The following is a 25,970-nucleotide window of genomic DNA, read 5'->3' on the forward strand; positions in this document are numbered from 1 at the left end:
GACGCCGCGACCGTTTGGTTCCGATTGTCGGTGCCGAGGGTTACGGTGGTGATCTGACGTCACCCAAGGTCACCGACCTCCTCCTCTGTGACGTCACCGCATCGCACCAGAGGGGATGGTGATCCGCATGACGGAACCCGCCTCGTCCGCCTTCGCACCCGCACCCGCACCCGGCGGCGCGGCGTCCGGGGGGCCGGCTCAGTTCGGCGCGACCCTGGACGTCATGGCCCAGGCCGCCGCGCACGTCGGCACGGTCAACGAGGAGATCGCCGCCCTGCTGGCCACGCTGCTGGCCCAGCTGGAGCCGATCGCCTCGACCTGGAAGGGCGCCGCCTCCGGCGCGTTCCAGAACCTGCACCAGCGCTGGAACGCCGACGCGCGCAAGCTCAACGCGGCGCTCGGCGGGATCGCGGAGTCCCTGTCCGGCACCCACCGCCGCTACTCGGCGGCTGAGGAGTCGAACACCACCGCCGTCAACCGCGTCGCCGGCCTGATCGGCTGAAGGGGGACTCGCGATGAGCTACGGAGGCGAGCTGCTCGTCCACGCCGAGACGCTGTCCTCGGCGTCGCAGAACGTGGCGGCGGCGCACAACGAGCTGAACAGCAAGCTGCATGATCTGCGGACACTGCTGAATCCGCTGACGCAGACCTGGAGTGGGCAGGCGGCTGCGGACTACCAGGAGCGGCAGCGACAGTGGGACCAGGCGCAGGCGGATCTGAACGAGGTGCTGCAGCAGATCGGGAAGGTGTTGGAGGTCGCGCAGCAGCAGTACGGGGACGCCGAGCGGGCGAACATCGACGTGTGGGCTTAGGCGGCGTGAGGCGGAGCGGGGCTGGGTGGGGCAGGGCCGGGACAGGGCCTGGACAGTGCGGGGCGTCTTCGCGAGGCGTCGCGATCGGCCGTCCGGGTCCGCATCACAAGACCGGCTGGACCGGAACGCGGACGCCGTGGCACGATGACGGCATGCTCGCAACCCGCCGATTTTTCTATGGCTACGGACCTGGGTCCCTAGTCATCGTCGGCTGCTGAGCAGAACCAAGCCAACGAGCGCCTCGGACCCCTCCCGGTTCGGGGCGCTCGCCGTTGGTGCGGGGGCTTCCGAGCCGGTGGGAGACCGGGCCGAGCCCGAGGAGCCCTGTCACATGACCGCCAGCGCCACTGCCGACTCCGCGTCCGCCGGATCCACTGACTCTTCCGCTTCCGACCTTGCTGCGTCGGGGGAGGCCTTGGTGTCCGTATCTGTCCCTGCCCCTGTCCCCGTTCCTGGAACGGCATCCCTCTTGGTCTCCGGGGCGGGCGGCCCCAGCGGCCCCAGCGGTTCCAGCGATGCTGAGCACGTCGGCCAACCCACGCCGGCCGGCGTCCGGTCCGGCCGTGCCCAGATCGATGACCTCGACGCGCGCATCCTCGCCATGATCACCGAGCGCATCAGTACCGCCGCCGACATCCAGACCGCACGTATCGCGGAGGGCGGCCGCCGGCTGGACCTCAAGCGCGAGACCGAGATCATCGCCCGCTACCGGCAGGCGCTCGGCCGGCCCGGTGTGACGGTCGCGATGGCGGTGCTGGAACTGTGCCGAGGCCGCGTCTGAGGTGCGCTTGAGGTATGCGTGGGATGCCTGCGGGGCGGGTCCGGGGCGGGTCCGGGGCGCTGCGCGGCACGCCGCGGGCGCTTTCCCCGAACCTGCCACGAACCTTGCGCGCGAGCCGTAACCGCCGGGTCGCCGGATCGTTGAACCGCTCGAATCACCGGTGCGGATCGCGGAGCCCGGTCGGCGCTCCACGCTCATGCGCCCGACCGGTGAAGGCGATGTGGGACACCTCGCCGGTGCCAGTGGTCCACCGCAGGGGACAGCGGGCCGGCCACCAGGGAAAACGGCGGCTGCCCCGGGGACGCCCGGGACAGCCGCCGCAGCACCGCGTGAATCAGACGGTGTACTTCTCGACGATCTTGCCCAGCTTCGGCAGCGCCTTCTCGATGTTGTCGACGCCCTTCGGACGGACCTGCTCGTACGCCTTCCGCAGCGTCGCGCGGTCCGACTGCGCGGCCCGGTCATCCGTCACACCCAGCAGCGCGTTCGACACCTCCGGCCCCCTCCCGGCCAGGTAGTCGCCGAACGAACCGCCACCGGCGGACACGAAGTCCTCGTGGAACGGCTCCAGCCGAGCCACGAAGTCGTCGACCAGGGTGTCCACGGCATCCAGGATGATGCCGGACTTGAACGCGGTGACGACCTTGTAGGCGCCCTTCACCACCAGCCCCGAGTCCTTGACCTGCTCATCGATGAGCTGCACGCAGTCCTTCACGACCTGCGGGCGGTTGGTCGGATTGAGGAGGCTCTCCTGCAGAGTCTGTCCCATTGTTTATGTCCTCGAACGCGGTAGAGGGACGACCGCAACGGACCGGACGCACGGCCCGGGGCCCGACGTGCGGCCGAGTAGTGAGCGCTTAGGTTACCGTAACGCGACCGGCCGCCAAGACGCGTTCCGCCACCTCGCCCTCAGATGTCTGAGACCCGGCCCCCACCCCCGCAACCCCACAAAAACCCCACCGGGCCAACCCCACCACGCCCACGCACCCCCCTATCGTGTGACCGTGAGCACCCCCCAACCCCCGGCACCCCTGACCCCCGCCGAAGCAGCCGAAATCCTCGCCGAAAACTTCGCCCCCTGGATCCAAGCCCTCAACCTCAAAGTCGAGAAAACAACCCCCACCACCACAACCCTCCGCCTCCCCTGGAACCAGGACCTAGCCTGCGAAGGCGGCACCCTCTGCGGCCAAGCCCTGATGGCGGCAGCGGACACCGCGACGGTCCTGGCCATCAGCGCGGCCCGCGGCGCCTTCTGCCCGATGACGACGGTCCAGCAGAACACCACGTTCCAACGGCCGATCAAGGAGGCGGACGTCCTCATCACGGCCCGGGTGACGAAGCTGGGGCGGACGCTGGCTTTCACCGATGTCACGATGACGCCGGCGCCGACGGTTGGTGAGGGAGCGGGCGCGGGAGCAGAGTCGGCGGCTGCGGCGGAAGCGACAGAGGCACAGCTGGCCTCGCCGGCAGCACACGCCACAACCGTGTACGCGCTCCTCGCCTGACCACCCAGCCTCGCCGCACCCACCAAAACAGTGGCGCAACGCCCACCGCGGACCTGATATCGTTTCTACGTCCCGAGCCCCCGTAGCTCAGGGGATAGAGCACCGCCCTCCGGAGGCGGGTGCGTAGGTTCGAATCCTACCGGGGGCACGCATGTTCAACAGGCATTTTAGGTCCTTCACCTGCGTGAAGGGCCATTTTCATGCCGGGATCGTATGACACGGTGTGATGTCGTGAGCCAGGTTATGACCGAGACCGTGCTCGAATCGTGCCTGAGTGCGGTCACGACACGAAGAGCCCAGGGCTGGGACGCAGCCCAGGCAGGTGCCCACGTCGGCCGGCTTCGATCAAGCGGCCACTTGGTACTGCTCTTAAGCTCGGAGCATGCGCGAGATGTCGCAGGCTGCCCGGCAACTACTGGAAGGCCTGGTCGCTCGACGAACTGATGCGCCTTGACTTCTGCACGCTGCATGGGTCGCCAAGGCCGACCCGGAGCATCGCATCACAGACTCGGACCTGCGTGTGCTGATACCTGACGTGTGGATGTTCCACGACGCACCCGAGCGTGCGATCGGCACCGCAGCGTGGCTCGGCATGTTCCGCGCAGCAGGATTCGTGGCACAGCCCGACAGCATTCCCGCGCCCACCCGGGCTCTTATTATCTACCGCGGCGCACCCCAAGAACGGTGCCGTGGCATGGTCTGGAGCCTGAATATCGAAAAGGCGCGCGAGTTCCGCGATGGCTGCGATCGACGCGGGAGAGTTGTGGTCCGTGTCGGCGGCAGCGAAGTAGAGGCGTCCCTCGTCGTCCTTCAGCTCGTGACAGGAGATATGCAGAAGGAGGACATCGTCCCGGCTGCGGTTGTGGAAGAAGCGCTCCACAGCCCGGCTGATTTGGTGCGAAGGCTCGTCGATCAGTTGCTCGACGTGGAAGTCGCCGATCGCGGAGCTGGCCAAGACTTCAGCCAGCCCGACCGCGTTTCGAGCTGGCTCTGCTGTCGCTGGAGGCGTTCGTCGACTCGATGGTCCGGCCGTCCACGGTGATTTTCACGGATCGAAGTGGGCGGTGTTGCATCCATGTCTCGACGCTGTGGAACACGGAACGTAACAACGACGGAGCGAGGCTGACAGCGAGCGCTGCAGCGGCGAACGCCTCGCCGGCCTTCGCCCCTCCCGGATCGAGCCGGTCCGGCCCGGGGATACGTCGATCACGTCGGATTCAGGAGCTCGCTACGTGGACGTGCCGTCGGATCTGACAATTCGTCTTCGTTGACATCGGCGTTCGCCATCAACTGCAGGTAGAGGCTGTGCTCCGAGCTCATCCGGCTGCCCAAAACTGACGGAAGACCAGTGTAAGCACTCTGGCTGACATTCGACGGCCGTGACGTCGGATGGCGGCCCTGCGGCGCGAGGTCAGCGTGCCGGCGCCTCAGGCCTGCCCGGTCACCACGTCCACTCGGTCGGGGTAGAACGCGACGTGTCCGGCGATCGGCGCCACTGCGTCATACGGTGCGCGGTAGGTCCAGATCGCGTCGGTCAGCGGGCCGTCGGGCAGGGCGACGGTGTAGTAGGACGCCTCGCCCTTGTAGGGGCAGTAGGTCTTGGTGGTGCTGTCCGTCAGCAGGCTCTGGTCGACGTCGGCCAGCGGGATGTAGTGCACCGGCGGGTAGTTGGCCTCGCGTAGCGTCAGGGCCTTGGTGGTGTCGGCCAGGACGTGCGTGTCGACGCGGGCCACGACGCGGGCGCCGGTGGGCTCGATGGTGATCGGGTGGTCGGGTCCGGGGATCTTGGGCTCCGGTGTGGTCATGTTGTGCTCCTGTTCGCGGTGGATCGGCGCTCTAGCCGGCGATGAGGTCGAACTCGTTGCCCTCGACGTCGGCGAAGGTGGTCCATCGGGCGGTGCCGCGCTGGACTTCGTTGAGTTCGGTCGCGCCGAGGCTGAGCAGGCGCTCGCGTTCGGCGTGGTAGTCGTCGGCGATCAGGTCCGGGTGGAAGCGGTTCTTCGTGGTCTTGGCCTCGGGGACCCGATGGAAGGACAGTCGTGGTCCGCCGGCGGGGTCGTCGGCCTCGACGACGGCGTCGTTCTCGTCGGCGCCGGCAGCCACTTGGCGGCCGAGGGCGGTGGCCCAGAAATGCGCGGTGCGGGCGGCGTTGGCGGCGTCGAACGACGCGCCGAAGAAGGTCGTGCTCATGCGTGGCTCCCTGCTCTCGGCGGTTGATCAGACCAGTCTGTCTATTCCGTGTATTTGATCGTAGGTGGCGGCTTTCTGCCATGTCAAACCACGGTTAAACGGCCTAGTCTGTCGCCCACTGTCGCCACGATTTGACGAGACAGGACGGGGCTGCTTAGCTGAAGTAGGGGATTAGACAGACCGGTCTAATCAATCGACGGAGGCGTCATCATGTCCGAGACACGCACAGCCCTGGTCACAGGCGCGACGTCCGGTATCGGCCGGGCCGCAGCGCTGAAGCTCGGCCGGGACGGATTCAAGGTCCTGGTCAACGGCCGGGACGCCGAGCGCGGGGCCGCGGTCGTCAAGGAGATCGAGAACGCCGGCGGCAGTGCCGAGTTCGTTGCCGCCGACCTCTCCGACGTCCGCGCCATCGGGGAGCTGGTGGCTGCGGCCGGGGATGTCGACGTCCTGGTCAACAACGCCGGGTTCTCCTGGTTCGGCCCCACGCCCGACCTGGACCCCGACCGGTTCGACGAGCTGTTCGCCGCCAACGTCCGCAGCGCGTACTACCTCACCGCCGCCATCGCGCCGAAGATGGCCGAACGCGGGCGGGGAAGCATCATCAACCTCGGCAGCATGGTCGGTCAGATCGGCCTGTCCGGGAGCGCCGCCTACAGCGCCACCAAGGCCGCGCTGGCCGCGTTGACCCGGTCCTGGGCCGCCGAGTACAGCCCGCGCGGCGTGCGCGTCAACACCATCGCCCCCGGACCGGCCTACACCGGCGGGGCGGCGGCAGACCGTATCGCGGCCCTGGGTAAGACCACCCTTTTGTCCCGGGCGGCAGACGCCGAGGAGATCGGGGACGCCATCGCGTTCCTGGCCTCACCGGCCGCCGGATACATCACCGGCGCCGTCATCCCCGTCGACGGTGGACGCACCGCCGTCTGACCCGCGCTACATCGCACGAAACTCACCCACTCGCAGGAGCAAGAACATGGACCAGCCTGTCGTTTTGATCACCGGTGCGCTCACTGGCATCGGCCGGGCCGCCGCCGTCGCCTTCGCGAAGAAGGGGGCGAACGTGGTCGTCACCGGTCGGCGCGACGAGGTCGGCAGGGAACTCGTCGAGGAGCTGCGCGGCCTCGGCGCGGAGGCCGAGTTCATCAACGCCGACGTCCGTCAGGACGAGGACGTCCGCGCCATGGTCGACCAGACCGTCGCACGGTTCGGCCGGCTGGATGTCGCTGTCAACAACGCCGGCACCGAAGGCCGGCCCGGCCCGATCACCGATCAGAGCCCCCAGAGCGTCAACGACACGTTCGACACGAACGTCCTGGGCGTCGTCCTGAGCATGAAGCACCAGGTGCGGGTCATGCAGGAGCAGGGCAGCGGCAGCATCGTCAACATCTCCTCGACCTACGGGCATGAGGGTGCGGCCGGGGCCTCGGTCTACGTCGGCAGCAAGCACGCCGTGGAGGGCATCACCAAGTCGGTGGCGCTGGAGGTCGCGAAGGCGGGGATCCGGGTCAACGCCGTCGCCCCCGGCCCCACGGACACCGGCATGCTGACCCGGTTCACCGGGACCCCGCAGAACAAGGCGGCCCTGGTGACGCAGGTCCCGCTGGACCGCCTCGGCCTGTCCGAAGAACTCGCCGACGCGATCGTGTTCATCGCATCGAACCAGGCCTCGTACATCACCGGCCACATCCTCAACGTCGACGGCGGCATGACCACCAACTGATCACCAACTGATCACCAGCCAACCGCCGACTGACCACCACCCGGTCGGCCAACGCACGTCAACAACTGCTCTGCCAACCACAGCTCCGAGGAGAAGCGCCACCATGGGCGACCACACCCACGACACCGCCCCCACCCAGTTCGTCGAGGCCGGCGGCATCCGCTTCGCCTACCGCCGCTTCGGCGACCCGGCCGCGGGCCGGACCCCGGTCGTGTTCTTCCAGCACTTCATCGGCAACCTCGACGACCACGACCCGGCGATCGGCGACGGATTCGCCGCCGACCGCGAGGTCATCCTGTTCAACAACACCGGCGTCGCCTCCACCAGCGGCGTGGTCCCGGACACCATCGAGCAGATGGCCACCGACGCCGCAGCCTTCATCGACGCCCTCGGTCTGACGACCGTGGACCTGGTCGGCCACTCCATGGGCGGCCTGGTCGCGCAGCAAGTCGCCATCCAGCGGCCCGACCTGGCCCGCAGGCTCGTCCTGGTCGGTACCGGGCCCCGCGGGGGCGTCGGCATCGGCGAGACACCGCCGGAGATCGGCGCGCTGTTCGGCGTCAAGCTTCCCCGGCAGGAGGACATGTGGCTGCCGATCCTGTTCGCCCCGACCGAGACCAGCCAGAAGCTGGGCCGGGAGTACGTCGAGCGGATCGTGGCCCGCAAGGACCGCGACGCCTCCCCCTTCGGCGAGCAGGTCTACGCCGGCCAGGGCAAGGCCATCCACACCTACGGCACCACCAAGGACCCGGCGTACGCGATCCTGAAGAACATCAAGGTCCCGGTCCTGGTGGTCAACGGCACCGACGACATCATCATCGCGACGATCAACTCCTACATCCTCCAGCAGTTCCTGCCGGACGCCGAGCTGATCCTCTACCCGGACGCCAACCACGGGGCCCACTTCCAGTACCCGGAGCGGTTCGTGACCCACACGAAGCTGTTCCTCGACAGGTAGCAGACAGGCGGCCCGGACAGCGGCCGCGCAAACCAGAGGCGGTCACCAGAGCCCGGAGACCGCCTCTGGCGCGTTGCTCGGGAAGACAGGTCTGTCTACTGTTGTTGGACCGGGTAGGAGGCGAAAAGCCCCCGAATGGAGTACTAGACTGTACCGTCAGTCTGAAAGAAGGAATCCATGCCCACCAAGGTCAAGGCGGCGAACGCTTCACCGAAGCCGTCCGTGCGCGAACGCCTGCTCGACGCCGCCGACGAACTGTTCTACAGCGAAGGCATCCAGACTGTCGGCATCGACCGCGTCGTGCAGAAGGCCGGTGTCGCCAAGGCCTCGCTCTACAACGTGTTCGGCAGCAAAGACGAACTGGTCCAGGCCTACCTGGACGCCCGCACGGACCGTACCCGCGAGGGCGTCGAGCGCACCCTGACCCGGTTCCGCACCCCGCGCGAGCGCCTGCTGGGGGTCTTCGACGCCCAAGGCCAGATCTTCACCGAGCCCGGCTTCAACGGCTGCGCGCACATCACCGCCAGCGCCGAGGCCCAGCCTGGCAGCCCGGTCGAGTGTGCCACGGACCGGTACCGGAAGTGGGTGCGGACGATGTTCACCGACCTGGCCCGGGAGGCCGGCGTCGCCGACTACGAAGGCCTCGCGCGGCAGCTGCACCTGTTGTACGACGGCGCGGGGGTCTCAGCCCGCATGGACCGCGACCCCTCGGCGGCCACGACCGCCCGTGCGGCGGCCGCCGCGCTGTTCGACGCGGCGGTCAAAGAGTAGGACGCGGTCGACGCGAGGCAGTGATCTGAGCAGACGCCGTCCCACCGAGGACGATTTCCGCCGGGCGCATCCCGAGCGCACGTCGCCGACCGCGACCACCAGCGCGGCCAGGTCGAAACACATCGCCACCACGCCGGCCTGAAGGCGTTCACGAAGCCCGAGCCGAGGCCCGTGCCGAGGCCCGCGCCGAGGCCCGAGCCGAGGCCCGCGCGAGAAGAACGCCACAACGGGACGGGCTGGCTGAGGGTGGTGCTGGCATCACCAGTTTTAGCGCCTCTGAGCTGCGGAATCGCGGATAACGTTGATCTGGCGGTGCTCGAACGAATGAGGGAGATGCCATGTTCAACTACTTCCCGAACAACTACATGTGGTCGGGCGCGGTGATGCTGTCGGTCATGGCCGGCGGAGAGCTGGGGCAGATCGATCACGTCCTGGCTCCCTTGCGCGAAGCCGAGCCGGATCCCGAGGCGTGGACGAAGGCCTGGGACAGCGCCGGCGCGCTCCAGGCGGGGTTCGCCGAGGAGGATCTGCGCCGCGGATACCGGCGCAGCGCGAGTGCGCGCTATCTGCGGGCTTCCAACTACTACCTGACCGGCGAGCGGCAGACTCCGCCGGGCCCGGCGAAGACGAACAGCTACCAACACGCGCTCACCGCGTTCGCCAAGGCCGTCGAGCTCATGCCCCAGCCACTGGAGCGCGTGGAGATCGACTCGCCGGACGGCATCCTGCCCGGCTACCTCATTCCCGCCCGCGCCTCTGGCCCCGACCAGAGACCGGCGCCGGTGGTGATCTTCTACAACGGGTTCGACGTCACCAAGGAACTGCTCTACGGGTTCATCCGCGAAGAATTCGCCGACCGGGGCATCGCCTGCCTGGTGATCGACACCCCCGGCACCGGGGAGCCGCTGCGCCTGCGCGGCGTCCCCTCTCGTCCGGACTACGAGGTGCCCACCACCGCGATCGTGGACTACCTCGTGACGCGCCCGGACATCGACCCGGAGAGGATCGGCTTGCTGGCCATCAGCCTCGGCGGCTACTACGGGCCGCGCGGCGCCGCCTTCGAGCACCGGATCAAGGCCTGCGCCGCCTGGGGCGGAGTGTTCGACTACGGCGCCGTCTGGCAGCGGCGCTGGGAGACCCGGTCCAAGACCGTCTCGGTGCCGTTCTGGCAGCTGCCGTGGGTGATGGGCGCCGACACGATGGAGCAGGCCCTGGACAAGGTCAAGGCGTTCCATCTCGCTGAGGCGCTGCCGCACCTGACCCAGCCGTTCCTGATCGTGCACGGTGCGAACGACAAGGCCATCCCGCTTTCAGACGCGCAGCAGGCGATCGAGGCAGCCGGCTCCGCCGACAAGGAACTGGTGGTGCTCGACGGCGTCAACGGCGGCGCGGAGCACTGCAACGTCGATGACCCCGACCCCGTGCGGCAGCTGATCGCCGACTGGTTCGCCGAGCGTCTGTGATGGGCGGCACCGGGGTGCTTCGCCGTACGATCGGAGCCGTGGCGGTTCCGGCCAACGAACTCGGCGCGACGCTGCGCGCCTGGCGCGAGCGGGTGACCCCCGAGGAGTTCGGGCTCCCTGTCGCCCCGCACCGGCGTGCGCGCGGGCTGCGGCGCGAAGAGCTGGCCCGTCTGGCCGGTGTGTCCGCCGACTATCTGACTCAGCTCGAGCAGGGCCGGGCCAGCGCGCCTTCGTCGCAGGTGCTGGCCGCGCTCGCCGGTGCCCTGCGCCTGACCGAAGCCGAACGGGCGCACCTGTTCCGGCTCGCCGGGCGGGTGGAAACCGACGAACAGCGTATTCGCGACACCCTTCCACCCGGCGTCCGCCGTCTGGTGGAGCAGCTGTCGGCGAGCCCGGTGGTCGTCTGTGACGCGGGATGGAACCCGATAGCGTGGAACGCGATGTGGGTCGCCGCGATCGGCGACCCCCTGGAGCGGCCCGAACGCGAACGCAACATAGCGTGGCGCCACTTCACCGGCCTGCCCACGCGCGTCGTGCGCACCCACGCCGAAGAGCGCGGCTTCGAGGAAGCCGTCGTCGCCGACCTGCGATCGAGCTCCGGCAGATATCCGGAAGACCGCGGACTGGCCCAGCTGATCGCCGACATGTGCGAGGCCAGCCCGAGATTCCGCAGCCTGTGGGAGAAGCGTCACGTCGGCGTTTACGACCAGGAACGCAAAACCATCGATCATCCCGAGCTGGGCATGCTGTTCGTGGACTGCGACGTGCTCACCACCCATCGCAGCGACCTGCGGGTGGTCGTCTACACCGCGGCCCCCGGCAGCCCATCGGAGAAGGCGCTGGACGAACTCAGCGCGGCATGGGGCGGCAGGCGGTCGCTGATAGACCTCCCGCGCCGACGGTGACATGCGACGGATGTGAGGGGACGGCCTGCCTCCGTCACCGTGAACACCCGGTTCAGGCCAGCCTCTTGAGCAGATCGTGGAGCGTGCGCACCTCGTCCTCGCTGTAGCCGGACAACGCGGTGCGCATCGTCTGCGCCACCGCGCCGTCGCACGCTTTCAGCATCTCTGCTCCCTCAGGGGTGGCCCGGTGCAGGATGGCCTTGCCGTGTCCGCTGCGACGCGCCAGAAGGCCACGCTGCTCCAATCGGGTGACCACCGCGCCTGCGGACTGGTCGGACTGCCCGGTCAGCAGTGCGAGCGCGTGGGTCGAGGAGTCCGGATTCGCGGCGACCGCGTTGAGCATGCCCCACTGCGGCAGCGTCATCTCCCACCGGGCGAGTACCGCCTCGCAACTGGTCTGCTTGCGCAGCTGGGCGCGGCGTAGCAGCACCGCGATCTCGATCATCTCCTCATCCACCCGGCAATCCTATCCAGCGTCTACTGACCCATGTACACTAACCAGTATATACGAACTAGTGGATAGGTGATCCGGATGAACGAGTTCGTCATAGCCGGCGCGCAGGTTTTCGACGGCGAGCGGCGGCTGGGCGCGGTGGACGTGCAGGTCGCGAACGGGGTGATCACGTCAGTCGGCGGCACTCGGGTGCCAGGTGCCGCGGTGGTGGACGCGACGGGAGCGACGTTGCTGCCTGGCCTGATCGACGCTCACACACACAGCGACGAGTCCGCCCTGCGTCAGGCGTTGACGTTCGGCGTCACGACCGAACTGGACCTGACCTCCATGCCGGAGCAGATGATGCCGCTGCGCCGTGTGGCGACCGGCTCCTTCGACATGGCCGACGTCCGCAGCGCATCTGTCGGCCTCACGCCGCCAGGCGGACACCCACACCAGTTGCGCAAGGGGATGGACGGGCCGTGGCCGACCGCCGCGTCCGTCGCCGAGGTGCCGGGATTCGTCGCGGGCCGGATCGCCGAGAGCGCCGACTATCTCAAGGTCATGATCGAGGACGGCCGCGTTCTGGGCGCCAGCGTGCCGGTCCTGGCACAGGACATCCTGATCGCCGCCGTCCGGGAGGCGCACGCCAACGGGCTCAAGGTCCTGGCCCACGCGCTCACGCTGGAGGCCACCGGGCTGGCGGTCGACGCCGGCGTGGACGGGCTCACCCACCTGTTCGTCGACGCCCCGCACGCCCCAAAGCTCGTCGAGCGCATCGCCGCGGCCGGCGTCTTCGTCATCCCGACGCTCAGCACCCTCGCCTCGATCACCGGGCAGGACGCGTCGGCCGCATTGGCCGCAGACCCACGCGTGCGGCCGAAGGTTCCTCCGGTGTGGCTCGACAGCCTCGCCGACACCTGGCGCACCCTCCCGCAGCGCCACTTCGAGTACGTGCTCGCATCGGTGTCGGCGCTCCGCGCAGCCGGTGTCGACGTCCTGGCCGGCACCGACGCCGCGCACCTCGGCGCCCCCGGCACCGCGCACGGCGCCAGCCTGCACGGCGAACTACGCCTCCTGGTTCGCGCGGGCTTCACGCCGCTCGAAGCTCTGCGTGCCGCGACGGCACTGACGGCACAGCGCTTCGGCTTGGCCGACCGCGGCCGGATCGACCAGGGCATGCGCGCCGACCTGCTGCTTGTCGACGGCGATCCGACCGCGGACGTCGGCGACAGCCTCTCGGTGCGCGCCGTGTGGCGGCAGGGAGTCCGCCTCGACCTCGAGCCGGTCACGTCGATCGCGTGACCCGGACAAGTACCCGGACAAGTACCCGGACAGGCACCCGGACAGGCCCCGAGACGCAGCGGAAGCGGAGCAGGCAGATGAACCCGAACGGACTGATCGACGTCCACGCCCACTTCACCACCGACGACTACGTCAGTACCGCAAAGAACAACGGGCTGCGGGACCCGGACGGCATGCCGGAGGCCTACTGGCCGCGGTGGGACGCTGAGACCCACCTGCGGTTGATGGACGAGGTCGGCATCGCGCGGGCGATCCTGTCGATCTCCTCGCCAGGCGTCCATTTCGGCCACGACGAGGCAGCCCGGGCACTTGCCCGCGACGTCAACGAGGCCGGTGCCGAGATCGCGCATGCACATCCAGACCGTTTCGGGCACTTCGCGTCCCTGCCACTGCCGGATCTCGACGGGGCCCTGGCAGAGATCGCGCACGCCTTCGACGACCTGCACGCCGACGGCGTCATCCTGATGACCAACAGCGCCGGGCTCTACCTCGGCGACGAGCGGATGCGCCCAGTGCTCGCCGAGCTCGACCGCCGTGGTGCCGTCGCGTTCCTGCATCCCACCAGTTGCGTCGGCCACGAGGCCCTGGCACTCGGGTACCCGCGCCCGATGATCGAGTTCCTGTTTGATACCGCCCGCACCGTGGTCGACCTCATCCTCAGCGGTACGCCGCAGCGGTTTCCCGACATCCAGTTCGTCGTGCCGCATGCCGGGGGAGTGCTGCCGCTGCTCGCCGACCGTCTGGAGCTGTTCCGCACGATCAGCGGCGACACTGACGGCCCCACCGTGGCCGACGCGCTCGCCGACTTCTACTACGACTTGGCCGGCACGCCCGCCGACCGGCAAATGAAAGCCCTGATCAGCATCGCCGAACCTGATCGGCTGCTCTACGGAAGCGACTATGCGTGGACCCGCTACGAGCAGGCATTGCGCGCGATAGAAGCATTGGATGCGCTTCCGCCGCTCAACGGACAAGACTGGCGACGGCTCACCACCCGCAACGCGCTGCGGCTCTTCGCGCCGGATCGGATCGGATCACGTCGGATCAGGTCGGATCGGTAGCCCGAACGAACGGGCATCGAACGGACGGGCATCGAACGGACGGGCATCGAACGGACGGGCATCGAACGGACGGGTGCGACCGGTTGGGAAGGCTCGAAAACCGGCCCGGCGGCGGAGCAGGCTCCGATGTGCTCGGTCATCGAGGACGCGGACCCGGCCGGGATCCGGGCTCTCGTCGATCAGCAGTTTTGACGTCGCCGGACGGATCGCTGCCGCCGGTCTCGTCCCGATCGTCGAGCCCGAGGTGAGTATCACCAGCCGGCACAAGGCCGAGGCCGAGGAGCTGCTGCGCGAGGAGTTGCCGCGGCAGGCCGCCGCGTTGCCGCGTTGCCGCCGGACACGGCGATCATGGTCAAGCTGACCATCCCCATCCGACCGGGGCTCTACGCGGAACTGGCCGCCGATCCTCGCGTGCTGCGAGTGGCGTATCGCTCGGCTTCGTCGACGGCGGCGGCCATGCGGTGGAGCTCGTTGCCGTAAGAGTCCTGTCTCGCGCCGGGCGTCGGCCAGTTGTCTATGGCCTGGGTCGGGTTTGGAAGATCGGCCATCCCACCTCGGTCTGCCACAACGACTCGTCTGGGGTGTCGGAGGGGCCGACGAGGTAGTACTCGCGAATCGGTCCGTCGACCGCCAGGGCGTAGCGGGTCACGTAGTCGGCGAGGGCGCCATAGGTTCGGTCGACTTCGGTGCTGGGACCGCGGTGGACGATCGTGGCGAGCTCCGCCGGCGGGATCACGGTGGTGCTGACGCGTCCGACCGGCTGCGGCAACGGGTCGGACGGAAGGTAGATCGTGACCCGCCCCCGGCCCTCGGTGAACAGCTCTGTGCCGAAGATGCCTCCCAGCGGCCCGATCGGCTCGATGTCCTGGGCTGACAGGGTGGCGGACACTTCGCCCATGGCCCCCCGATACCAGGGCACAACGTGGGCCTGGTCAACGGTGTCGGTGATGGCGGCGGCGGACGTGGCGGCGACATGGCGGTGATTGATCTGAACGGTGCTGTCCTGGGGCCGGTCCAGCAGACCCCGAAGGGACGCGACTGTTTCCTGGGTCCGGGCCAGGCTGGACTCCAGACGCGCCACGTGGTTGGCGATCACCCGGTTGCGGGTCTCGACGTCGGGAGCCTGGAGCACGACCTGGATGTCGTCGAGCGGCATCTCCAGGTCGCGGAAGCGGCGGATGATTTGTGCAGTGACGATCTGCTCTGCGGCATAGCGCCGGTACCCGCTGTCCACGTCCACCTCGACCGGCTCCAACAGACCGAGCTCGTGGTAGTGGCGCAGCATCTTCACGCTCAGATGCGTGGCCCGGGAGAAGTCGCCGATGGGCATCGTCGAGATCACGGACGCAGTGTGACTCTCCCTCTATAGGAGAGTCAAACGCCGACGCCGCTCTTGACCCTCCTACGGAGGGAGCGCAAAGCCTGAGGTCAGACCGTTCTGCACAGAAGTGAGGATGTCATGAGCACGACCGCAGGAACTGTTGGAACAGCACTGGTGACCGGGGCCACCCACGGCATCGGCCGGGCGGCTGCGCTGCGCCTGGCCCGAGACGGATGGGAGGTCGTCGTCCACGGCCGCGACGCCGAGCGAGGCGCCCAGGTCGTCGCCGCCATCGAAGCCGAGGGCGGCCGAGCCCGCTTCGTGGCCGCCGACGTGACCGACATCGGCGAGGTGCGCCGCCTGGCGCAGGCGGCCGGCGAGGTCGACGCGCTGGTCAACAACGTCGGCACCTCGTGGTTCGGGCCGACCGCCGACCTCGACGGTCCCGGGTACGACGCCCTGTTCGACGGCAACGTCCGCTCCGCCTACTTCCTCGTCGCCGCTGTGGCGCCGGCCATGGCCGGTCGGGGCCGGGGGAGCATCATCAACCTGGGGAGCATGGCCGGCACAGTCGGCCTGGAGGGCGCCGCCGCCTACGGTGCCACCAAGGCGGCCCTGGCCTCGATGACCCGCTCGTGGGCGGCCGAGTTCAGTCCCCTGGGGGTTCGGGTCAACGCCGTCACGCCCGGTGCGGTGCACAGCATCCCGGAGCTGTACGACGTCACCGAGGGCTTCGGTAAGACCTCACTGCTCGGACGTGGCGCCCAGGTCGACGAGATCGCCGAGGTCATCGCCTTCCTCGCCTCAGACAAAGCCAGCTACGTGACCGGTGCGGTCATCGCCGCCGACGGCGGCCGCACCGCGATCTAGCGCGGGCATCTCGATCGACAGCAAGAGACAGACAGCAAGAGGTAAAGGAGGACTGAGATCCATGCAGCTACTCGGGTTGGATCACATCGGAATCGTCGTGCGCGACATCAACGAAGCCATCGCCCGGGCGGGCGACACCGTCGATGGCACAGCTCCTGGCGAGCGTGTTCTCGCCGGCGACATCGACCTGCAGTTTCTGCTCTTCGGTGAAACACGCCTGGAGTTGATCGAGGCGCGCGCTGCCGGTTTCGGCATGCCGATGCTCAAGGACGGCGAGACCGCGGTCATCGGCCATCTCGGATATGAAGTCGACGACCTCGACGACACCAAGGCCGAACTGGCCCGCCGAGGGGTCGCCCTGCAGGGCGAGTTCAAGACCGACGAGGTCCGCTCGATCTTCACGGTGCCGGAGACGACGTTCGGGCTGACCCTGCAGTTCATGGAGTACAAGGGCCGCAGGACGGGTGAGTGACCGCCGCGGGGGCCATCAGGGTGTTGCCGCGGTGATCCCGCCGATCTTGGCGGTGCCTCACCGCGGCACCGCGCTGCCGAGAGCATGGACGGCCGCGTAGGAGTCCATGTAGTCGCGCCGGTGGGTCACCTTACGGTTCTGGATCGTGATCACGGAGACGAAGCGGTTCTGGTACGGGCTCCCGGTCTGCGTCAGATGGCCGTGAACGGCGAATTCGAGGACGACGGTCGAAGTCTCGCGGTCGCGGTGGACGGCCAGTTCGTCGGCGTCGGAAACGGTGATCGCGGGGTCGGGCTGCATCTCCAGGCCCTGGTTGTTGGTGAGCGAGAGTACCTGCATGTCGACGTCGTGCTCGTCCATGTCCCGTAGCCGCAGTTCGGTGAAGTCGGGCAGCCGGCGGGCCATGTCCGCCAGGGCGGACTCCCGGAACTTCTGCTGCTGCTTCATGACGATCCCGCGGGTGGTCATGGCGGGCACGGTGAACCTGCCGGCGCGGGCTGCGGGACTGCTGAACTCTATCCGCGCCGGGTGGGCCGGCCACCGGCCCGTCCCCGGTGGACCGGGGTAGGGCCGGCAGCAAGCACCACCTGATTGTCGAGGCGTACGGCCTCCCGCTGGCCGCGATCACCACCGGCGGCGACCGCAACGACGTCACCCAGTTGCTCCCGCTGATCCAGGCATCCCGCCGGTACGAGGCGTCCGCCGCCGGCCACGACGGCGCCCCCGGCACCTGTACGCCGACCGCGGCTATGACCACGAGAGCTACCGCGACCGCGTCCGTACCCTGCAGATATCACCCCGCACATCGCCCGGCGCGGTACCGAACACGGCTCCGGCGTGGAGATCCGCGAGGACATCCACCACGTGTTCCTCACCCTGGGCTGCGCCATCATCTGTCGGCGACGACTCCACGCCCACTCTTGATGGAAGTCCTTAGTCGGCTCTCACTAAGGCGCCGGGATTTCCCTGACCAGGCGCGAGGACCAGTCGCACCAGACGTTCCCGGGAAGGAAGGCGCCGCCGGCCTCGTCGAGGTGTTCCTCGACGTAGGGGATGGTGGCGTCGCAGACCTCGATGGCGGCATCGAAGAATGAGATGGTCTCCGGCGTGAGGTGGTAGCTCCAACGAGGGTTGTACGGCGCCGTCCTGTGCTTGATGCGCCCGATGATGTGCGGCCGGTCAGTGGTCTGGCCGGACAGCAGTTCCCGTGCGTGCTCGATGTCCGCGGGCTCGTCCAGCTTCACCACGAACTGCGCGTGGGTGATGTCGGTCATGACGAAGTAGGCCGCGGCGTTGTCCTTGGTGCGTGCCATCGAGGTGGCGTAGGCCGGTGCGGAAGTAAGTGCGATCATCGCCACGGCGGCGAGTGCGCCGATGGCGGCTTTGAACGTGCGGTGCATGTGTTTCCCCTTGTCAGATGGGCTTTGCACACGTACCGTAGTCGATCGGTGACTGATAATGATCTTCATTTCGTGGTGTCGGGCCAGATCAGTCCGTTCCAGTGGAAGCGCATTCCATGCAGGTGGCTGCCCTTCACTGTGTGACCGTGACTTCGACCACCGTGCCTTCCTGGGCGGTGATCGCGCGCAAGGTGCGCATGACCGGACCTCTGGGCGGGAGCTCGAGTGTTTTGAGCTCTCGGTCGTGGGCTGGCGGACTTGGATCTCATCGACGAACTCGTGCTGGTGAAAGCCCAGTTGAGCCAGGGCCGTCGGGGCGCCGTCGCGGATGCGGTCCGACTTCCTGGTGTTCTGTCGCGCCATCGGAGTCGACGACGAGCGGCCGGACGGGCGCGCCGCCAAGCTCCTCGCGGGACCCTCCGGGCGGCGGACCTGTCCAATCTCGTGCTCCGAGCGCTGGTCGTCTTCGGCTGATTGCACTACTGGTGCGCGGCTTTTTCGTTCGCCGCGACGACGGCGGCCCCCTTGCCCGCTGCCTACAGTTCACCCACTCGTAGGCGTGGCGGCAGAAGGAGCAGGGCTGATGAGCAGTGCAGCGGGCTTCGGGGCGAGAAGGGCGGCGTGTGTTCGCCGGGTGGTGGGGGTGGCGGCTGCTGCTTCTGTGGGGGTGTCGCTGGCGGCGTGCGGTGGGTCGTCTGCTCGGGCCGGTGGTGGCAAGGGCGGCGGTGGCGCGACGATCACCATCGGTATCGCCTCTGACCCCGGGACGCTGAGCCCGACGACGGCGCTGGCCGGGACTGCGGTCTTGATGATCGGGTACGCGTACGACCGGCTCGTCCACATCTCCGATGATGGCAAGCTCACTCCGGGGGTCGCCGAGAAGTGGACCGCGACCGCGAACTCTGCGACGTTCACCATCCGGGCCGGCGTTACCTGCCAGGACGGCACGCCGCTGACCGCTGCCGATGTCGCGGCCGAGTACAACTACATCGCTGATCCGAAGAACGCCTCGCCGCTGCTCGGTGTCGTGGTTCCGGCGACCGCGAAGGCCACGGCCGACGCCGCCGCGCGCACCGTGTCCATCACTACGCAGGCCCCGGCGCCGTTCATCGTTGAGATGACACAGCTGCTGCCGCTCGTGTGCCAGAAGAATCTGGCCGATCCGGGGGCGCTGGCCAAGACCACCAATGCCAGCGGGCCCTACCAGCTGACCGAGGCCGTCCCCGGCGACCACTACACGTACACCAAGCGTGCGGGCTATGCCTGGGGCCCGGCTGGCGCCACCGACGCCGATATGCCGGTCACTGTGATCTTCAAGGTGGTGGCGAATCCGTCGACGGCGGCGAACATGCTGCTGTCCGGCCAGTTGAACATCGCACAGATCAACGGCCCCGATACCCAGCGCCTGGATGGGGCCCGCGTCGGCAAGAAGAGCACGCTGACGCCGTTCGGCTTCATGACCTTCAACGAGGCCGCCGGGCACGACACCGCCGATCCCGCGGTGCGCAAGGCGCTGGTCGAGGCGCTGGACCTGAAGCAGATCGGGTCGGTGGCCACCGGCGGCACCGGGCAGCCGGCCACCACGATCGGCGAAGTGGCCCCGAACCCGTGCACCGGCGACAGTGTCACCGGCAACCTTCCGGCGCATGACCCGGTCCAGGCCGCCGCCGATCTGACCGCGGCCGGCTGGACGAAGGGCGGCCAGGGCTGGACCAAGGACGGCAAGCAGCTGACCGTTACCCAGCTCCACTCCTCGCAGCTGGGCCCGGATGCGGCCGCCTCCTATGAGCTGGCCGCCAAGCAGTGGACCGACTTCGGTGTGAAGGTCGAGGACAAGGCCGTGGATGCGACCACGACGGTGACCACCCTGGCCTCCGGCGGCTACGACGTGTCCTGGATCCCGGTCAGCGTTCCGTTGCCGGACCAGTTGGCCCGGTTCTACGACGGACCGACCCCGCCGAACGGTACCGACTTCGGCGCGGTCGCGAACCCGGACTACACCAGACTGAGCAAGCAGGCGATGGCGGTGGCCGGCAAGGACGGTTGCCCGCTGTGGCAACAGGCTGATGCCGCGCTGGTCAAGCGGGTGGACGTGGTGCCGATCGTGGACAGTCTGCTCGGCTGGTACGGCAAGGGTGTCAGCTACGACGTCGACGGCGCCGGTCCCATCCCGAGCAGCCTGCGAGCGGGCAGCTGATGGCCCGGGTCGAGATCGCGAATGTCGGGGTGGACCCCGCCGGGTCGGCCGCCCCGGGCGGTGCCGGCCGGACGGCCCCGGTCGGCGCGGTCGCGGCGCTTCGCCGTGCCGTCGCCACGCTGACCGGCGATACCTGGCCCGGGTTCCTGGCCCGGCGCACCGGTCGGCTGGTGGTCTCGCTGGGCGTGGTGGTGACTGCGTCTTTCGCGATGATCCACCTGATCCCCGGCGACCCGGTGCGCGGCGCCCTCGGGCTCGCCGCCGACCCGGCCCAGGTCGCGGCCCGGCGCCACGACCTGGGTCTGGACCAGCCGCTGCCCGAGCAGTACGGCGCCTTCCTGGCGAACCTGTTCCACGGCCGGCTCGGCGACTCGATCGTCTCCCAGATGCCGGTCTCGCAGATCATCTCCGACCGGCTCCCCGCGACGTTGCAGCTGGTGATCCCCGCTGTGCTGCTCATCCTGCTGGTCGGCATCCCGATCGGCATGCTGGCGGCCGTCCTCACAAGGGACGGCCGCCGCCGGCGCGGAGAGCTGGCGTTCGCCGCGACCACGGGGGTCCTGGCCGCGCTGCCGGAGTTCCTGCTGGCGGTCGGGCTGGTCGCGGTGTTTGCGGTGTGGTGGCAGCTGTTCCCGGTGGCCGGGCAGTCAGATCTGTCCTCGTACGTGCTGCCGGTCCTGTCCCTGACCGTGGTCCCGGCGGCATCGCTGTCCCGGGTGGTCCGGGTCGAGGCTCTCCGCGTCCTGCGCGAGGACTACATGCGCACGGCGCGCGCCAAGCGCCTCCCGGCCCGGCTCGTCTACCTGCGGCACGCGCTGCCGAACCTGCTGACCTCGTCGCTGACCATCGGCGGCCTGCTGTTCACCTCGCTGCTGGCCGGCACGGTGCTGGTGGAGAACGTGTTCGCCTGGCCGGGCCTGGGCTCGACGATCGTGCAGGCCATCACGACCAAGGACTATCCGCTGGTGCAGGGCGTGGTGCTGGTCTACGGAGCCGCCGCGCTGCTGATCACGTTCGCGGTGGACGTGGCGGTCGCCCTCATCGACCCGCGTTCGACGGTGCGGGGGAACTGATGGCTGCGACCAAAACGGCTGCGACCACAACAGCTGCGACCACAGCGCAGGACGTCGTCTCCGCCGACCCGCCGGCGTCGTTCGCTCGCTGGCTGCGCCAGAGCGTCCGCACCCCGATCGGCGCCGCGGCGCTGGCCGCCGTGCTGCTGCTGGCCGCGCTGGCGGTGGCCGGACCGGTGGTGTTCGGCGACCAGGCCTCGAAGATCGACACCGCGGCGATGAACCAGGGCGTCAGCGGGGCGCACCTGCTCGGCACCGACAGCCTGGGCCGGGACATCGCGGCCCGGGTGATCGTCGCTACTCGGCTCACCCTGCGGCTCGGGCTGTCCGCCACGGCGATCGGCCTGCTCGGCGGGCTGCTGCTGGGCCTCGCGCCGAGCGTGCTGGGCCGACGCGGGGGCCGGGCGGTGACGGGCGTGGTCGGCGTGCTGGTCGCCTTCCCGGGACTGCTGTTCGTGCTCTTCCTCGCCACCATCTTCGGCATCGGGAGCACCGGCGCGGTGCTGGCCATCGGGCTGGCGCTGGTGCCGCCGCTGGCCCGGTTGATCCAGAACCTGGCGACGTCCGTCGCCGGCTCGGACTACGTGGCGACGGCACGGATCCTGGGCGTCGGCCGGTTCCGGATCGTCATCCGGCACGTGCTGCCGAACATCGTGGAGCCGGTCGTGCTGTTCGCGGCGCAGGCCGCCACCGGATCGCTCATCGCCTTCGCCGGGCTGTCGTTCCTGGGCCTGGGCGTGCAGAGCCCGGACTACGACTGGGGCCGGCTGCTCAACGAGGGGCTGAGCCGGATCTATGTGAATCCGGCTTCGGCGTTGGCCCCGGGCGTCGCGGTGGTGCTGGCCGGGCTGGTGTTCGGGCTGCTCGGCGAGGCGGTGGCGCAGACCGGCGGGCGGCGCACGGCGGCGCGCGTAGTCCCGGCCGCGCGGACCCCCGTCGCGATGAACGCCGACGGAGGGCTCCCGCAGACTCCGGCGGATATCGACGGCCACATCGACGGCGACATCGCCGTCGACGCCCTGGCCCAGGCCACCCATCTGCGGGTCTCCTTCCCCGGCGGGCGGACCGCCGTCCGCGACGTCTCCCTGTCCGTCGCGGCCGGGGAAGCCGTCGGTCTGGTCGGCGAGTCTGGGTCCGGCAAAAGCCTGACCGCGCTGGCGCTGGCCCAGCTGGTGCCGTACCCCGGCCAGGTCCAGGGCGTTGTGCGCTTCGACGGACATGACCTGCTCGCGGACCCGCGCTCCGGCCGGCGGCTCGGGGCCGAGCTGGCCATGGTGTTCCAGGACCCGATGACGTCGCTCAACCCGGCGCTGCGGGTGGGCCGTCAGCTGGCCGAGGTCTCCGAGGTCCACCTCGGCCAGTCCCGGAAGGCCGCGCTGGCCCGGGCCGTGGACCGGCTGGCCGCGGTCGGCATCCCGGATCCGGAGCGCCGCGCCCGGCAACGGCCGCACGAGTACTCCGGCGGCATGCGGCAGCGCGCGTTCATCGGCATGGGGCTGATGGCTGAGCCGAGACTGATCATCGCGGACGAGCCGACCACGGCGCTGGACGTGACCGTGCAGAAGCAGGTTTTGGAGTTGCTCGGCCAGATCCGGGCCGACTCCGGCGCGGCGCTGCTGCTGATCTCGCACGATCTGGGCGTCGTGGCAGAGGTCTGCGACCGGGTCCTGGTGATGTACGCGGGCCGGGTCGTCGAGGAGCTGCCGGTCAGCCGGTTGTTCCAGGCCGCCGCGCATCCCTACACCCGGGCCCTGGTCGGCGCGATCCCGACGATGACCACTGATCTGGACCGCGAGCTGGCCACCATCCCTGGCCGGCCGCCGGAGCCGGGGGAGGAGGTCTCGGGCTGCGCGTTCGCGACGCGGTGTGCCTTCGCCCAGGACCGGTGCCGTGGCGAGTTGCCCGTGCTGGCGCCGGCCGCGGACGGCGCCGGGCACCGCGTGGCGTGCTGGTATCCGCGAGCAGCCGGCGGCGACACAACCCGCGACGACACAACCCGCGATGACACAACCCGCGCCAAGACGGAGGTGGTGCAATGAGCTCCCTGGAACTGCGCGGCGTAAGCGTGCGCTACGGCCGGTTCACCGCCGTCGAGGGCGTGGACCTCGTCGTCCCCGACGGCTCCGTCACCGGCCTGGTCGGCGGCTCCGGCTCCGGCAAGTCCACGGTGGGCAAGGCCGTTGTCGGCCTCGCGCCGCTGACTGCCGGCCGGATCCTGGTCGACGGCGTGGACCAGCCCCGGCGCCCCGGGCGTACCGCCGTGCAGCTCGTGTTCCAGAACCCGTACGCCTCGCTCGACCCCCGGCTGAGCATCGGCGCCGCGGTGGCGGAAGCCTTGCCCAAGGCTCGGCGCGCCGAGCGGGCCGCCGAGGTGGCGCGCCTGCTCGGCCTGGTCGGCATCGACCCGGCGCGCGCCGTCCAGCTTCCCGAAGCCCTGTCCGGCGGACAGCGCCAGCGCGTCGCGCTGGCGCGGGCGCTCGCTGCCCGGCCCGGGGTCCTGATCGCCGACGAGGTCACCTCGGCGCTCGACGTCTCGGTCCAGGGTGCGGTGCTGAATCTGCTGCGCCGACTCCAGCGGGACCTCGGCTTCGCGCTGCTGTTCATCTCGCACGACCTCGCGGTGGTCCGGTACCTCTGCGACCAGATCGCGGTCCTGGAATCCGGCCGCCTGGTCGAGTGCGGCCCGACCGCCGAGGTGATGGCCCGCCCGGCCCACGAGACCACGAGGACGCTGCTGTCCTGTATCCCCGCCCTGCCCGCGAGAACCGCACTGGAGGCGACATGACCCAGCCGCTGAGGATCGACGACATCTTCCGCTTCGAGATCCCCGGAGACCCCGACCTCTCTCCGGACGGCTCGTGCGTCGCCTATGTGCTGACCGAACAGGACGAAGAGCTGGACGGCGCGGCATCGGCGATCTACCTGGTAGACGTTGCGGGCGGCACGCCGCGCAAACTGACCAACGGCCCGGCCGACGCCGCGCCGCGCTGGTCGCCGGACGGCGCCGCGCTGGCGTTTCTGCGGGCCGGCCAGCTGCACCTCATCCGGGTGGACGGTGGCGAGGCCCGGCAACTGACCACCCAACAGTCCCGCCCGTCAGGCGCGGGACCGGCGGCCTGGTCGCCGGACGGCACGCGCATCGCGTTCAGCGCACTCGACGCCCCGCGCGCCCCGGACGCGCCGGTGGTCGTCGACGAGCTGCACTGGAAGGTGGACGGCGCCGGCGTGGTAGGTGCGGCGCGGACCCAGATCTTCGTGGTCGACGTCGCCTCGGGCCGGATCGAGCAGCTGACCGAGGGCACCGACAACTGCGCGGCGCCCGTGTGGTCGCCAGACGGGACCCGGCTGGCTTTCATCGGTGAGAGCGGTCCGGGGCTGGAGCACCTGCGCACGTCGGCGCCATACGTGATCGACGTCCGCGCGGACGTCGAGTCCGGCCGATCCCCCGCACCGCCGCGGCGGATCGGCACCGGCATCGCGCTGACCGGCCCGCTGAGCTGGTACCCGGACGGCTCGGCGCTGCTGGTCACCGGCCGCACCACGGTCTCCGTCGGGCACCTCAACCTGCTGCGCCAGCCGCTGGACGGCGCGGCCCCGGCCCTGCTGGCCGCCGACCAGGATCGCAACGTCATGCCGGGCGCGCCCGGCTACCCCGGGGCGCTCGCGCAGTTCCACGGCGAGGACATTCTGTTCGCGGTCCGAGACCACGGCTCCTCCCGGCTCTGTGTCCTGTCGGCCGATTCCGATCAGGCGCACTACCTCGACCTGCCCCCGCGGCTCAACGTCAACGGCGCGAAGGTGTCGCAGGCCGCGGGGACCGTCGCGTTCGTGTACTCCGACGAGTCCACCTTCGGCGAGGTCGGCGTGGTCGACCTGGATTCCGGCAAGTTCCGCCGGCTCACCAGGCATATGGAGACGGCGCTGCCCGACGTCCGGCTGCCGATCTACCAGGACCGCGCGTTCGCCGTCTCCGACGGCGCAGTGGTGCCCGGCTGGGTGATCCGCGACCCGGCCGCGCCGGCCGGCGGTCCGTTGCTGGTGGATGTGCATGGCGGTCCGCACAATGCCTGGAGCCCGCAGGCCGACGCCGTCCATCTGTACCACCACGAGCTGGTGTCGCAAGGGTGGACGATCCTGGTGCTCAACATCCGCGGCAGCGACGGCTACGGCGAGTCCTACTACCAGGCGGTGGTCGGCGGCTGGGGCGAGGCCGACCAGCGGGATGTGCTGGAGCCGGTGGCGGCGCTGGTCGAGGAGGGCCTGGTGGACCCGGCCCGGATCGCCCTGACCGGCTACAGCTACGGCGGCTTCATGTCTTGCTGGCTGTCGGCGCGCAGCGAGGTCTTCGCGGCTGTGGTGCCCGGCGGCGTGGTCACCGACCTGCGCAGCATGGCGGGCACTTCCGACGAGGGCCAAATGATCTCCGCCCTGGAGATCGGCGGGGCGGAGATGCTGGAACGCCTGTCGCCGCTGACATATGTGGACGCGGTCCGCGCGCCCACGCTCATCCTGCACGGCGCCGCCGACGACCGCTGCCCGCCCGGCCAGGCCGAGGAGTGGTTCCAGGCGTTGAAGATCCGCGGCGTCCAGGCACAGCTGGTCCTGTACCCCGGCGGCTCGCACCTGTTCATCCTCAACGGCCGTCCCTCACACCGCGTCGACTATTGCCGGCGGGTCGTCGACTGGGTCATCACCCACACCGCGTCCTGATGCCGCCTCCGGTATCGGCG

27 protein-coding genes, 1 tRNA gene and 1 pseudogene are annotated in these 25,970 nt (G+C 69.4%); 21 read left to right on the forward strand and 8 right to left on the reverse strand.

Annotation, left to right across the window (positions count from 1 at the left end; translation table 11 throughout):
* The first annotated feature begins 127 nt into the window (after nucleotides 1–127).
* From ABH920_RS42015 to ABH920_RS42025, 3 genes are all read left to right on the forward strand, one after another.
* A complete protein-coding gene (locus tag ABH920_RS42015) occupies nucleotides 128–502 on the forward strand; it encodes a WXG100 family type VII secretion target (RefSeq protein WP_370354901.1) in 375 nt (124 codons plus the stop codon).
* Between the two features lie 13 nt (nucleotides 503–515).
* The gene (locus ABH920_RS42020) at nucleotides 516–812 is read left to right on the forward strand and encodes a WXG100 family type VII secretion target (protein WP_370354902.1); all 297 of its coding nucleotides are present in this window, start codon (nucleotides 516–518) and stop codon (nucleotides 810–812) included.
* Between the two features lie 469 nt (nucleotides 813–1,281).
* Complete coding sequence (locus ABH920_RS42025) at nucleotides 1,282–1,593, forward strand: chorismate mutase (protein ID WP_370354903.1); 312 nt, start codon at nucleotides 1,282–1,284, stop codon at nucleotides 1,591–1,593.
* A 334-nt stretch (nucleotides 1,594–1,927) separates the two neighbouring features.
* On the opposite strand, the gene ABH920_RS42030 is transcribed toward ABH920_RS42025, so the two are convergent.
* Nucleotides 1,928–2,362 carry a hypothetical protein gene (locus tag ABH920_RS42030; RefSeq protein ID WP_194917767.1) on the reverse strand — a complete coding sequence of 145 codons (435 nt, stop codon included), beginning with the start codon at nucleotides 2,360–2,362 and terminating at the stop codon, nucleotides 1,928–1,930.
* A gap of 229 nt (nucleotides 2,363–2,591) precedes the next feature.
* Between ABH920_RS42030 and ABH920_RS42035 the strand changes: the two genes are divergently transcribed.
* Complete coding sequence (locus ABH920_RS42035) at nucleotides 2,592–3,098, forward strand: PaaI family thioesterase (RefSeq protein ID WP_370354904.1); 507 nt, start codon at nucleotides 2,592–2,594, stop codon at nucleotides 3,096–3,098.
* 76 nt (nucleotides 3,099–3,174) lie between these two features.
* A tRNA-Arg gene (locus tag ABH920_RS42040) sits at nucleotides 3,175–3,246 on the forward strand.
* 264 nt (nucleotides 3,247–3,510) lie between these two features.
* Here the strand turns inward: ABH920_RS42040 and ABH920_RS42045 are convergent.
* The 3 genes from ABH920_RS42045 to ABH920_RS42055 form a co-directional block, all read right to left on the reverse strand.
* Nucleotides 3,511–4,053 (reverse strand): hypothetical protein, encoded by a 543-nt coding sequence (locus ABH920_RS42045; RefSeq protein ID WP_370354905.1) that lies wholly within the window; start codon nucleotides 4,051–4,053, stop codon nucleotides 3,511–3,513.
* Nucleotides 4,054–4,525: 472 nt separating this feature from the next.
* On the reverse strand, nucleotides 4,526–4,903 hold the full coding sequence (locus ABH920_RS42050) for a DUF427 domain-containing protein (protein ID WP_370354906.1): 378 nt from the start codon (nucleotides 4,901–4,903) through the stop codon (nucleotides 4,526–4,528).
* Between the two features lie 31 nt (nucleotides 4,904–4,934).
* Nucleotides 4,935–5,288: a VOC family protein gene (locus ABH920_RS42055; RefSeq protein WP_370354907.1), complete on the reverse strand. Its 354-nt coding sequence runs from the start codon at nucleotides 5,286–5,288 to the stop codon at nucleotides 4,935–4,937.
* A gap of 210 nt (nucleotides 5,289–5,498) precedes the next feature.
* Here ABH920_RS42055 and ABH920_RS42060 point away from each other — a divergent pair, with 210 nt between their 5' ends.
* The 6 genes from ABH920_RS42060 to ABH920_RS42085 all read left to right on the forward strand — a co-directional run bounded on the left by ABH920_RS42060 (nucleotide 5,499) and on the right by ABH920_RS42085 (nucleotide 11,108).
* On the forward strand, nucleotides 5,499–6,218 hold the full coding sequence (locus tag ABH920_RS42060; RefSeq protein WP_370354908.1) for an SDR family NAD(P)-dependent oxidoreductase: 720 nt from the start codon (nucleotides 5,499–5,501) through the stop codon (nucleotides 6,216–6,218).
* Nucleotides 6,219–6,264: 46 nt separating this feature from the next.
* On the forward strand, nucleotides 6,265–7,011 hold the full coding sequence (locus tag ABH920_RS42065) for an SDR family NAD(P)-dependent oxidoreductase (protein WP_370354909.1): 747 nt from the start codon (nucleotides 6,265–6,267) through the stop codon (nucleotides 7,009–7,011).
* A 103-nt stretch (nucleotides 7,012–7,114) separates the two neighbouring features.
* Nucleotides 7,115–7,969, forward strand: coding sequence for an alpha/beta fold hydrolase (locus ABH920_RS42070; protein ID WP_370354910.1), 855 nt, complete (start codon nucleotides 7,115–7,117; stop codon nucleotides 7,967–7,969).
* Between the two features lie 177 nt (nucleotides 7,970–8,146).
* Complete coding sequence (locus tag ABH920_RS42075) at nucleotides 8,147–8,740, forward strand: TetR/AcrR family transcriptional regulator (protein WP_370354911.1); 594 nt, start codon at nucleotides 8,147–8,149, stop codon at nucleotides 8,738–8,740.
* A 338-nt stretch (nucleotides 8,741–9,078) separates the two neighbouring features.
* The gene (locus tag ABH920_RS42080; RefSeq protein WP_370354912.1) at nucleotides 9,079–10,203 is read left to right on the forward strand and encodes an alpha/beta hydrolase; all 1,125 of its coding nucleotides are present in this window, start codon (nucleotides 9,079–9,081) and stop codon (nucleotides 10,201–10,203) included.
* Nucleotides 10,204–10,241: 38 nt separating this feature from the next.
* Nucleotides 10,242–11,108 (forward strand): helix-turn-helix domain-containing protein, encoded by an 867-nt coding sequence (locus ABH920_RS42085; protein ID WP_370354913.1) that lies wholly within the window; start codon nucleotides 10,242–10,244, stop codon nucleotides 11,106–11,108.
* A 52-nt stretch (nucleotides 11,109–11,160) separates the two neighbouring features.
* Here ABH920_RS42085 and ABH920_RS42090 read toward each other — a convergent pair whose 3' ends face one another.
* Nucleotides 11,161–11,565, reverse strand: coding sequence for a MarR family winged helix-turn-helix transcriptional regulator (locus tag ABH920_RS42090; protein WP_370354914.1), 405 nt, complete (start codon nucleotides 11,563–11,565; stop codon nucleotides 11,161–11,163).
* Between the two features lie 75 nt (nucleotides 11,566–11,640).
* Between ABH920_RS42090 and ABH920_RS42095 the strand changes: the two genes are divergently transcribed.
* Nucleotides 11,641–12,846: an amidohydrolase family protein gene (locus ABH920_RS42095; protein ID WP_370354915.1), complete on the forward strand. Its 1,206-nt coding sequence runs from the start codon at nucleotides 11,641–11,643 to the stop codon at nucleotides 12,844–12,846.
* Nucleotides 12,847–12,923: 77 nt separating this feature from the next.
* Entirely contained in the window at nucleotides 12,924–13,907 is a 984-nt protein-coding gene (locus ABH920_RS42100) for an amidohydrolase family protein (RefSeq protein ID WP_370354916.1), read from the forward strand.
* 514 nt (nucleotides 13,908–14,421) lie between these two features.
* On the opposite strand, the gene ABH920_RS42105 is transcribed toward ABH920_RS42100, so the two are convergent.
* The gene (locus ABH920_RS42105) at nucleotides 14,422–15,237 is read right to left on the reverse strand and encodes a MerR family transcriptional regulator (RefSeq protein ID WP_370354917.1); all 816 of its coding nucleotides are present in this window, start codon (nucleotides 15,235–15,237) and stop codon (nucleotides 14,422–14,424) included.
* A gap of 129 nt (nucleotides 15,238–15,366) precedes the next feature.
* Between ABH920_RS42105 and ABH920_RS42110 the strand changes: the two genes are divergently transcribed.
* Both ABH920_RS42110 and ABH920_RS42115 read left to right on the forward strand, forming a co-directional pair.
* The gene (locus ABH920_RS42110) at nucleotides 15,367–16,098 is read left to right on the forward strand and encodes an SDR family NAD(P)-dependent oxidoreductase (protein WP_370354918.1); all 732 of its coding nucleotides are present in this window, start codon (nucleotides 15,367–15,369) and stop codon (nucleotides 16,096–16,098) included.
* A gap of 61 nt (nucleotides 16,099–16,159) precedes the next feature.
* The gene (locus ABH920_RS42115) at nucleotides 16,160–16,570 is read left to right on the forward strand and encodes a VOC family protein (protein WP_370354919.1); all 411 of its coding nucleotides are present in this window, start codon (nucleotides 16,160–16,162) and stop codon (nucleotides 16,568–16,570) included.
* A 57-nt stretch (nucleotides 16,571–16,627) separates the two neighbouring features.
* Here ABH920_RS42115 and ABH920_RS42120 read toward each other — a convergent pair whose 3' ends face one another.
* The gene (locus tag ABH920_RS42120; RefSeq protein ID WP_370354920.1) at nucleotides 16,628–17,038 is read right to left on the reverse strand and encodes a nuclear transport factor 2 family protein; all 411 of its coding nucleotides are present in this window, start codon (nucleotides 17,036–17,038) and stop codon (nucleotides 16,628–16,630) included.
* 62 nt (nucleotides 17,039–17,100) lie between these two features.
* Between ABH920_RS42120 and ABH920_RS42125 the strand changes: the two are divergent.
* Nucleotides 17,101–17,494, forward strand: a pseudogene (locus tag ABH920_RS42125) (transposase); the annotation flags it as partial.
* A 23-nt stretch (nucleotides 17,495–17,517) separates the two neighbouring features.
* Here ABH920_RS42125 and ABH920_RS42130 read toward each other — a convergent pair.
* Complete coding sequence (locus ABH920_RS42130; protein WP_370354921.1) at nucleotides 17,518–17,970, reverse strand: calmodulin-binding protein; 453 nt, start codon at nucleotides 17,968–17,970, stop codon at nucleotides 17,518–17,520.
* A gap of 583 nt (nucleotides 17,971–18,553) precedes the next feature.
* Between ABH920_RS42130 and ABH920_RS42135 the strand changes: the two genes are divergently transcribed.
* Genes ABH920_RS42135 through ABH920_RS42155 form a run of 5 tightly spaced genes read left to right on the forward strand, consistent with a single transcriptional unit; the run spans nucleotide 18,554 to nucleotide 25,950 of the window.
* Nucleotides 18,554–20,167 carry an ABC transporter substrate-binding protein gene (locus ABH920_RS42135; RefSeq protein WP_370354922.1) on the forward strand — a complete coding sequence of 538 codons (1,614 nt, stop codon included), beginning with the start codon at nucleotides 18,554–18,556 and terminating at the stop codon, nucleotides 20,165–20,167.
* Complete coding sequence (locus ABH920_RS42140; protein WP_370354923.1) at nucleotides 20,167–21,240, forward strand: ABC transporter permease; 1,074 nt, start codon at nucleotides 20,167–20,169, stop codon at nucleotides 21,238–21,240. The genes ABH920_RS42135 and ABH920_RS42140 overlap by 1 nt, the downstream gene beginning before the upstream one ends.
* Nucleotides 21,240–23,279, forward strand: coding sequence for a dipeptide/oligopeptide/nickel ABC transporter permease/ATP-binding protein (locus ABH920_RS42145; protein ID WP_370354924.1), 2,040 nt, complete (start codon nucleotides 21,240–21,242; stop codon nucleotides 23,277–23,279). The genes ABH920_RS42140 and ABH920_RS42145 overlap by 1 nt, the downstream gene beginning before the upstream one ends.
* Nucleotides 23,276–24,025, forward strand: coding sequence for an ABC transporter ATP-binding protein (locus tag ABH920_RS42150; RefSeq protein WP_370354925.1), 750 nt, complete (start codon nucleotides 23,276–23,278; stop codon nucleotides 24,023–24,025). The genes ABH920_RS42145 and ABH920_RS42150 overlap by 4 nt, the downstream gene beginning before the upstream one ends.
* Nucleotides 24,022–25,950, forward strand: coding sequence for a prolyl oligopeptidase family serine peptidase (locus tag ABH920_RS42155; RefSeq protein ID WP_370354926.1), 1,929 nt, complete (start codon nucleotides 24,022–24,024; stop codon nucleotides 25,948–25,950). The genes ABH920_RS42150 and ABH920_RS42155 overlap by 4 nt, the downstream gene beginning before the upstream one ends.
* Nucleotides 25,951–25,970 lie beyond the last annotated feature (20 nt).

This window comes from Catenulispora sp. EB89 (genome assembly GCF_041261445.1).
GTDB lineage: Bacteria > Actinomycetota > Actinomycetes > Streptomycetales > Catenulisporaceae > Catenulispora.

Coding starts and splice junctions, on each gene's coding strand:
- ABH920_RS42015 (WP_370354901.1), top strand. CDS start 128: ATGACGGAACCCGCCTCGTCCGCCTTCGCACCCGCACCCGCACCCGGC.
- ABH920_RS42020 (WP_370354902.1), top strand. CDS start 516: ATGAGCTACGGAGGCGAGCTGCTCGTCCACGCCGAGACGCTGTCCTCG.
- ABH920_RS42030 (WP_194917767.1), bottom strand. CDS start 2,362: ATGGGACAGACTCTGCAGGAGAGCCTCCTCAATCCGACCAACCGCCCG.
- ABH920_RS42050 (WP_370354906.1), bottom strand. CDS start 4,903: ATGACCACACCGGAGCCCAAGATCCCCGGACCCGACCACCCGATCACC.
- ABH920_RS42055 (WP_370354907.1), bottom strand. CDS start 5,288: ATGAGCACGACCTTCTTCGGCGCGTCGTTCGACGCCGCCAACGCCGCC.
- ABH920_RS42060 (WP_370354908.1), top strand. CDS start 5,499: ATGTCCGAGACACGCACAGCCCTGGTCACAGGCGCGACGTCCGGTATC.
- ABH920_RS42065 (WP_370354909.1), top strand. CDS start 6,265: ATGGACCAGCCTGTCGTTTTGATCACCGGTGCGCTCACTGGCATCGGC.
- ABH920_RS42070 (WP_370354910.1), top strand. CDS start 7,115: ATGGGCGACCACACCCACGACACCGCCCCCACCCAGTTCGTCGAGGCC.
- ABH920_RS42075 (WP_370354911.1), top strand. CDS start 8,147: ATGCCCACCAAGGTCAAGGCGGCGAACGCTTCACCGAAGCCGTCCGTG.
- ABH920_RS42080 (WP_370354912.1), top strand. CDS start 9,079: ATGTTCAACTACTTCCCGAACAACTACATGTGGTCGGGCGCGGTGATG.
- ABH920_RS42095 (WP_370354915.1), top strand. CDS start 11,641: ATGAACGAGTTCGTCATAGCCGGCGCGCAGGTTTTCGACGGCGAGCGG.
- ABH920_RS42100 (WP_370354916.1), top strand. CDS start 12,924: ATGAACCCGAACGGACTGATCGACGTCCACGCCCACTTCACCACCGAC.
- ABH920_RS42105 (WP_370354917.1), bottom strand. CDS start 15,237: ATGCCCATCGGCGACTTCTCCCGGGCCACGCATCTGAGCGTGAAGATG.
- ABH920_RS42110 (WP_370354918.1), top strand. CDS start 15,367: ATGAGCACGACCGCAGGAACTGTTGGAACAGCACTGGTGACCGGGGCC.
- ABH920_RS42115 (WP_370354919.1), top strand. CDS start 16,160: ATGCAGCTACTCGGGTTGGATCACATCGGAATCGTCGTGCGCGACATC.
- ABH920_RS42120 (WP_370354920.1), bottom strand. CDS start 17,038: ATGACCACCCGCGGGATCGTCATGAAGCAGCAGCAGAAGTTCCGGGAG.
- ABH920_RS42130 (WP_370354921.1), bottom strand. CDS start 17,970: ATGCACCGCACGTTCAAAGCCGCCATCGGCGCACTCGCCGCCGTGGCG.
- ABH920_RS42135 (WP_370354922.1), top strand. CDS start 18,554: ATGAGCAGTGCAGCGGGCTTCGGGGCGAGAAGGGCGGCGTGTGTTCGC.
- ABH920_RS42140 (WP_370354923.1), top strand. CDS start 20,167: ATGGCCCGGGTCGAGATCGCGAATGTCGGGGTGGACCCCGCCGGGTCG.
- ABH920_RS42145 (WP_370354924.1), top strand. CDS start 21,240: ATGGCTGCGACCAAAACGGCTGCGACCACAACAGCTGCGACCACAGCG.
- ABH920_RS42150 (WP_370354925.1), top strand. CDS start 23,276: ATGAGCTCCCTGGAACTGCGCGGCGTAAGCGTGCGCTACGGCCGGTTC.
- ABH920_RS42155 (WP_370354926.1), top strand. CDS start 24,022: ATGACCCAGCCGCTGAGGATCGACGACATCTTCCGCTTCGAGATCCCC.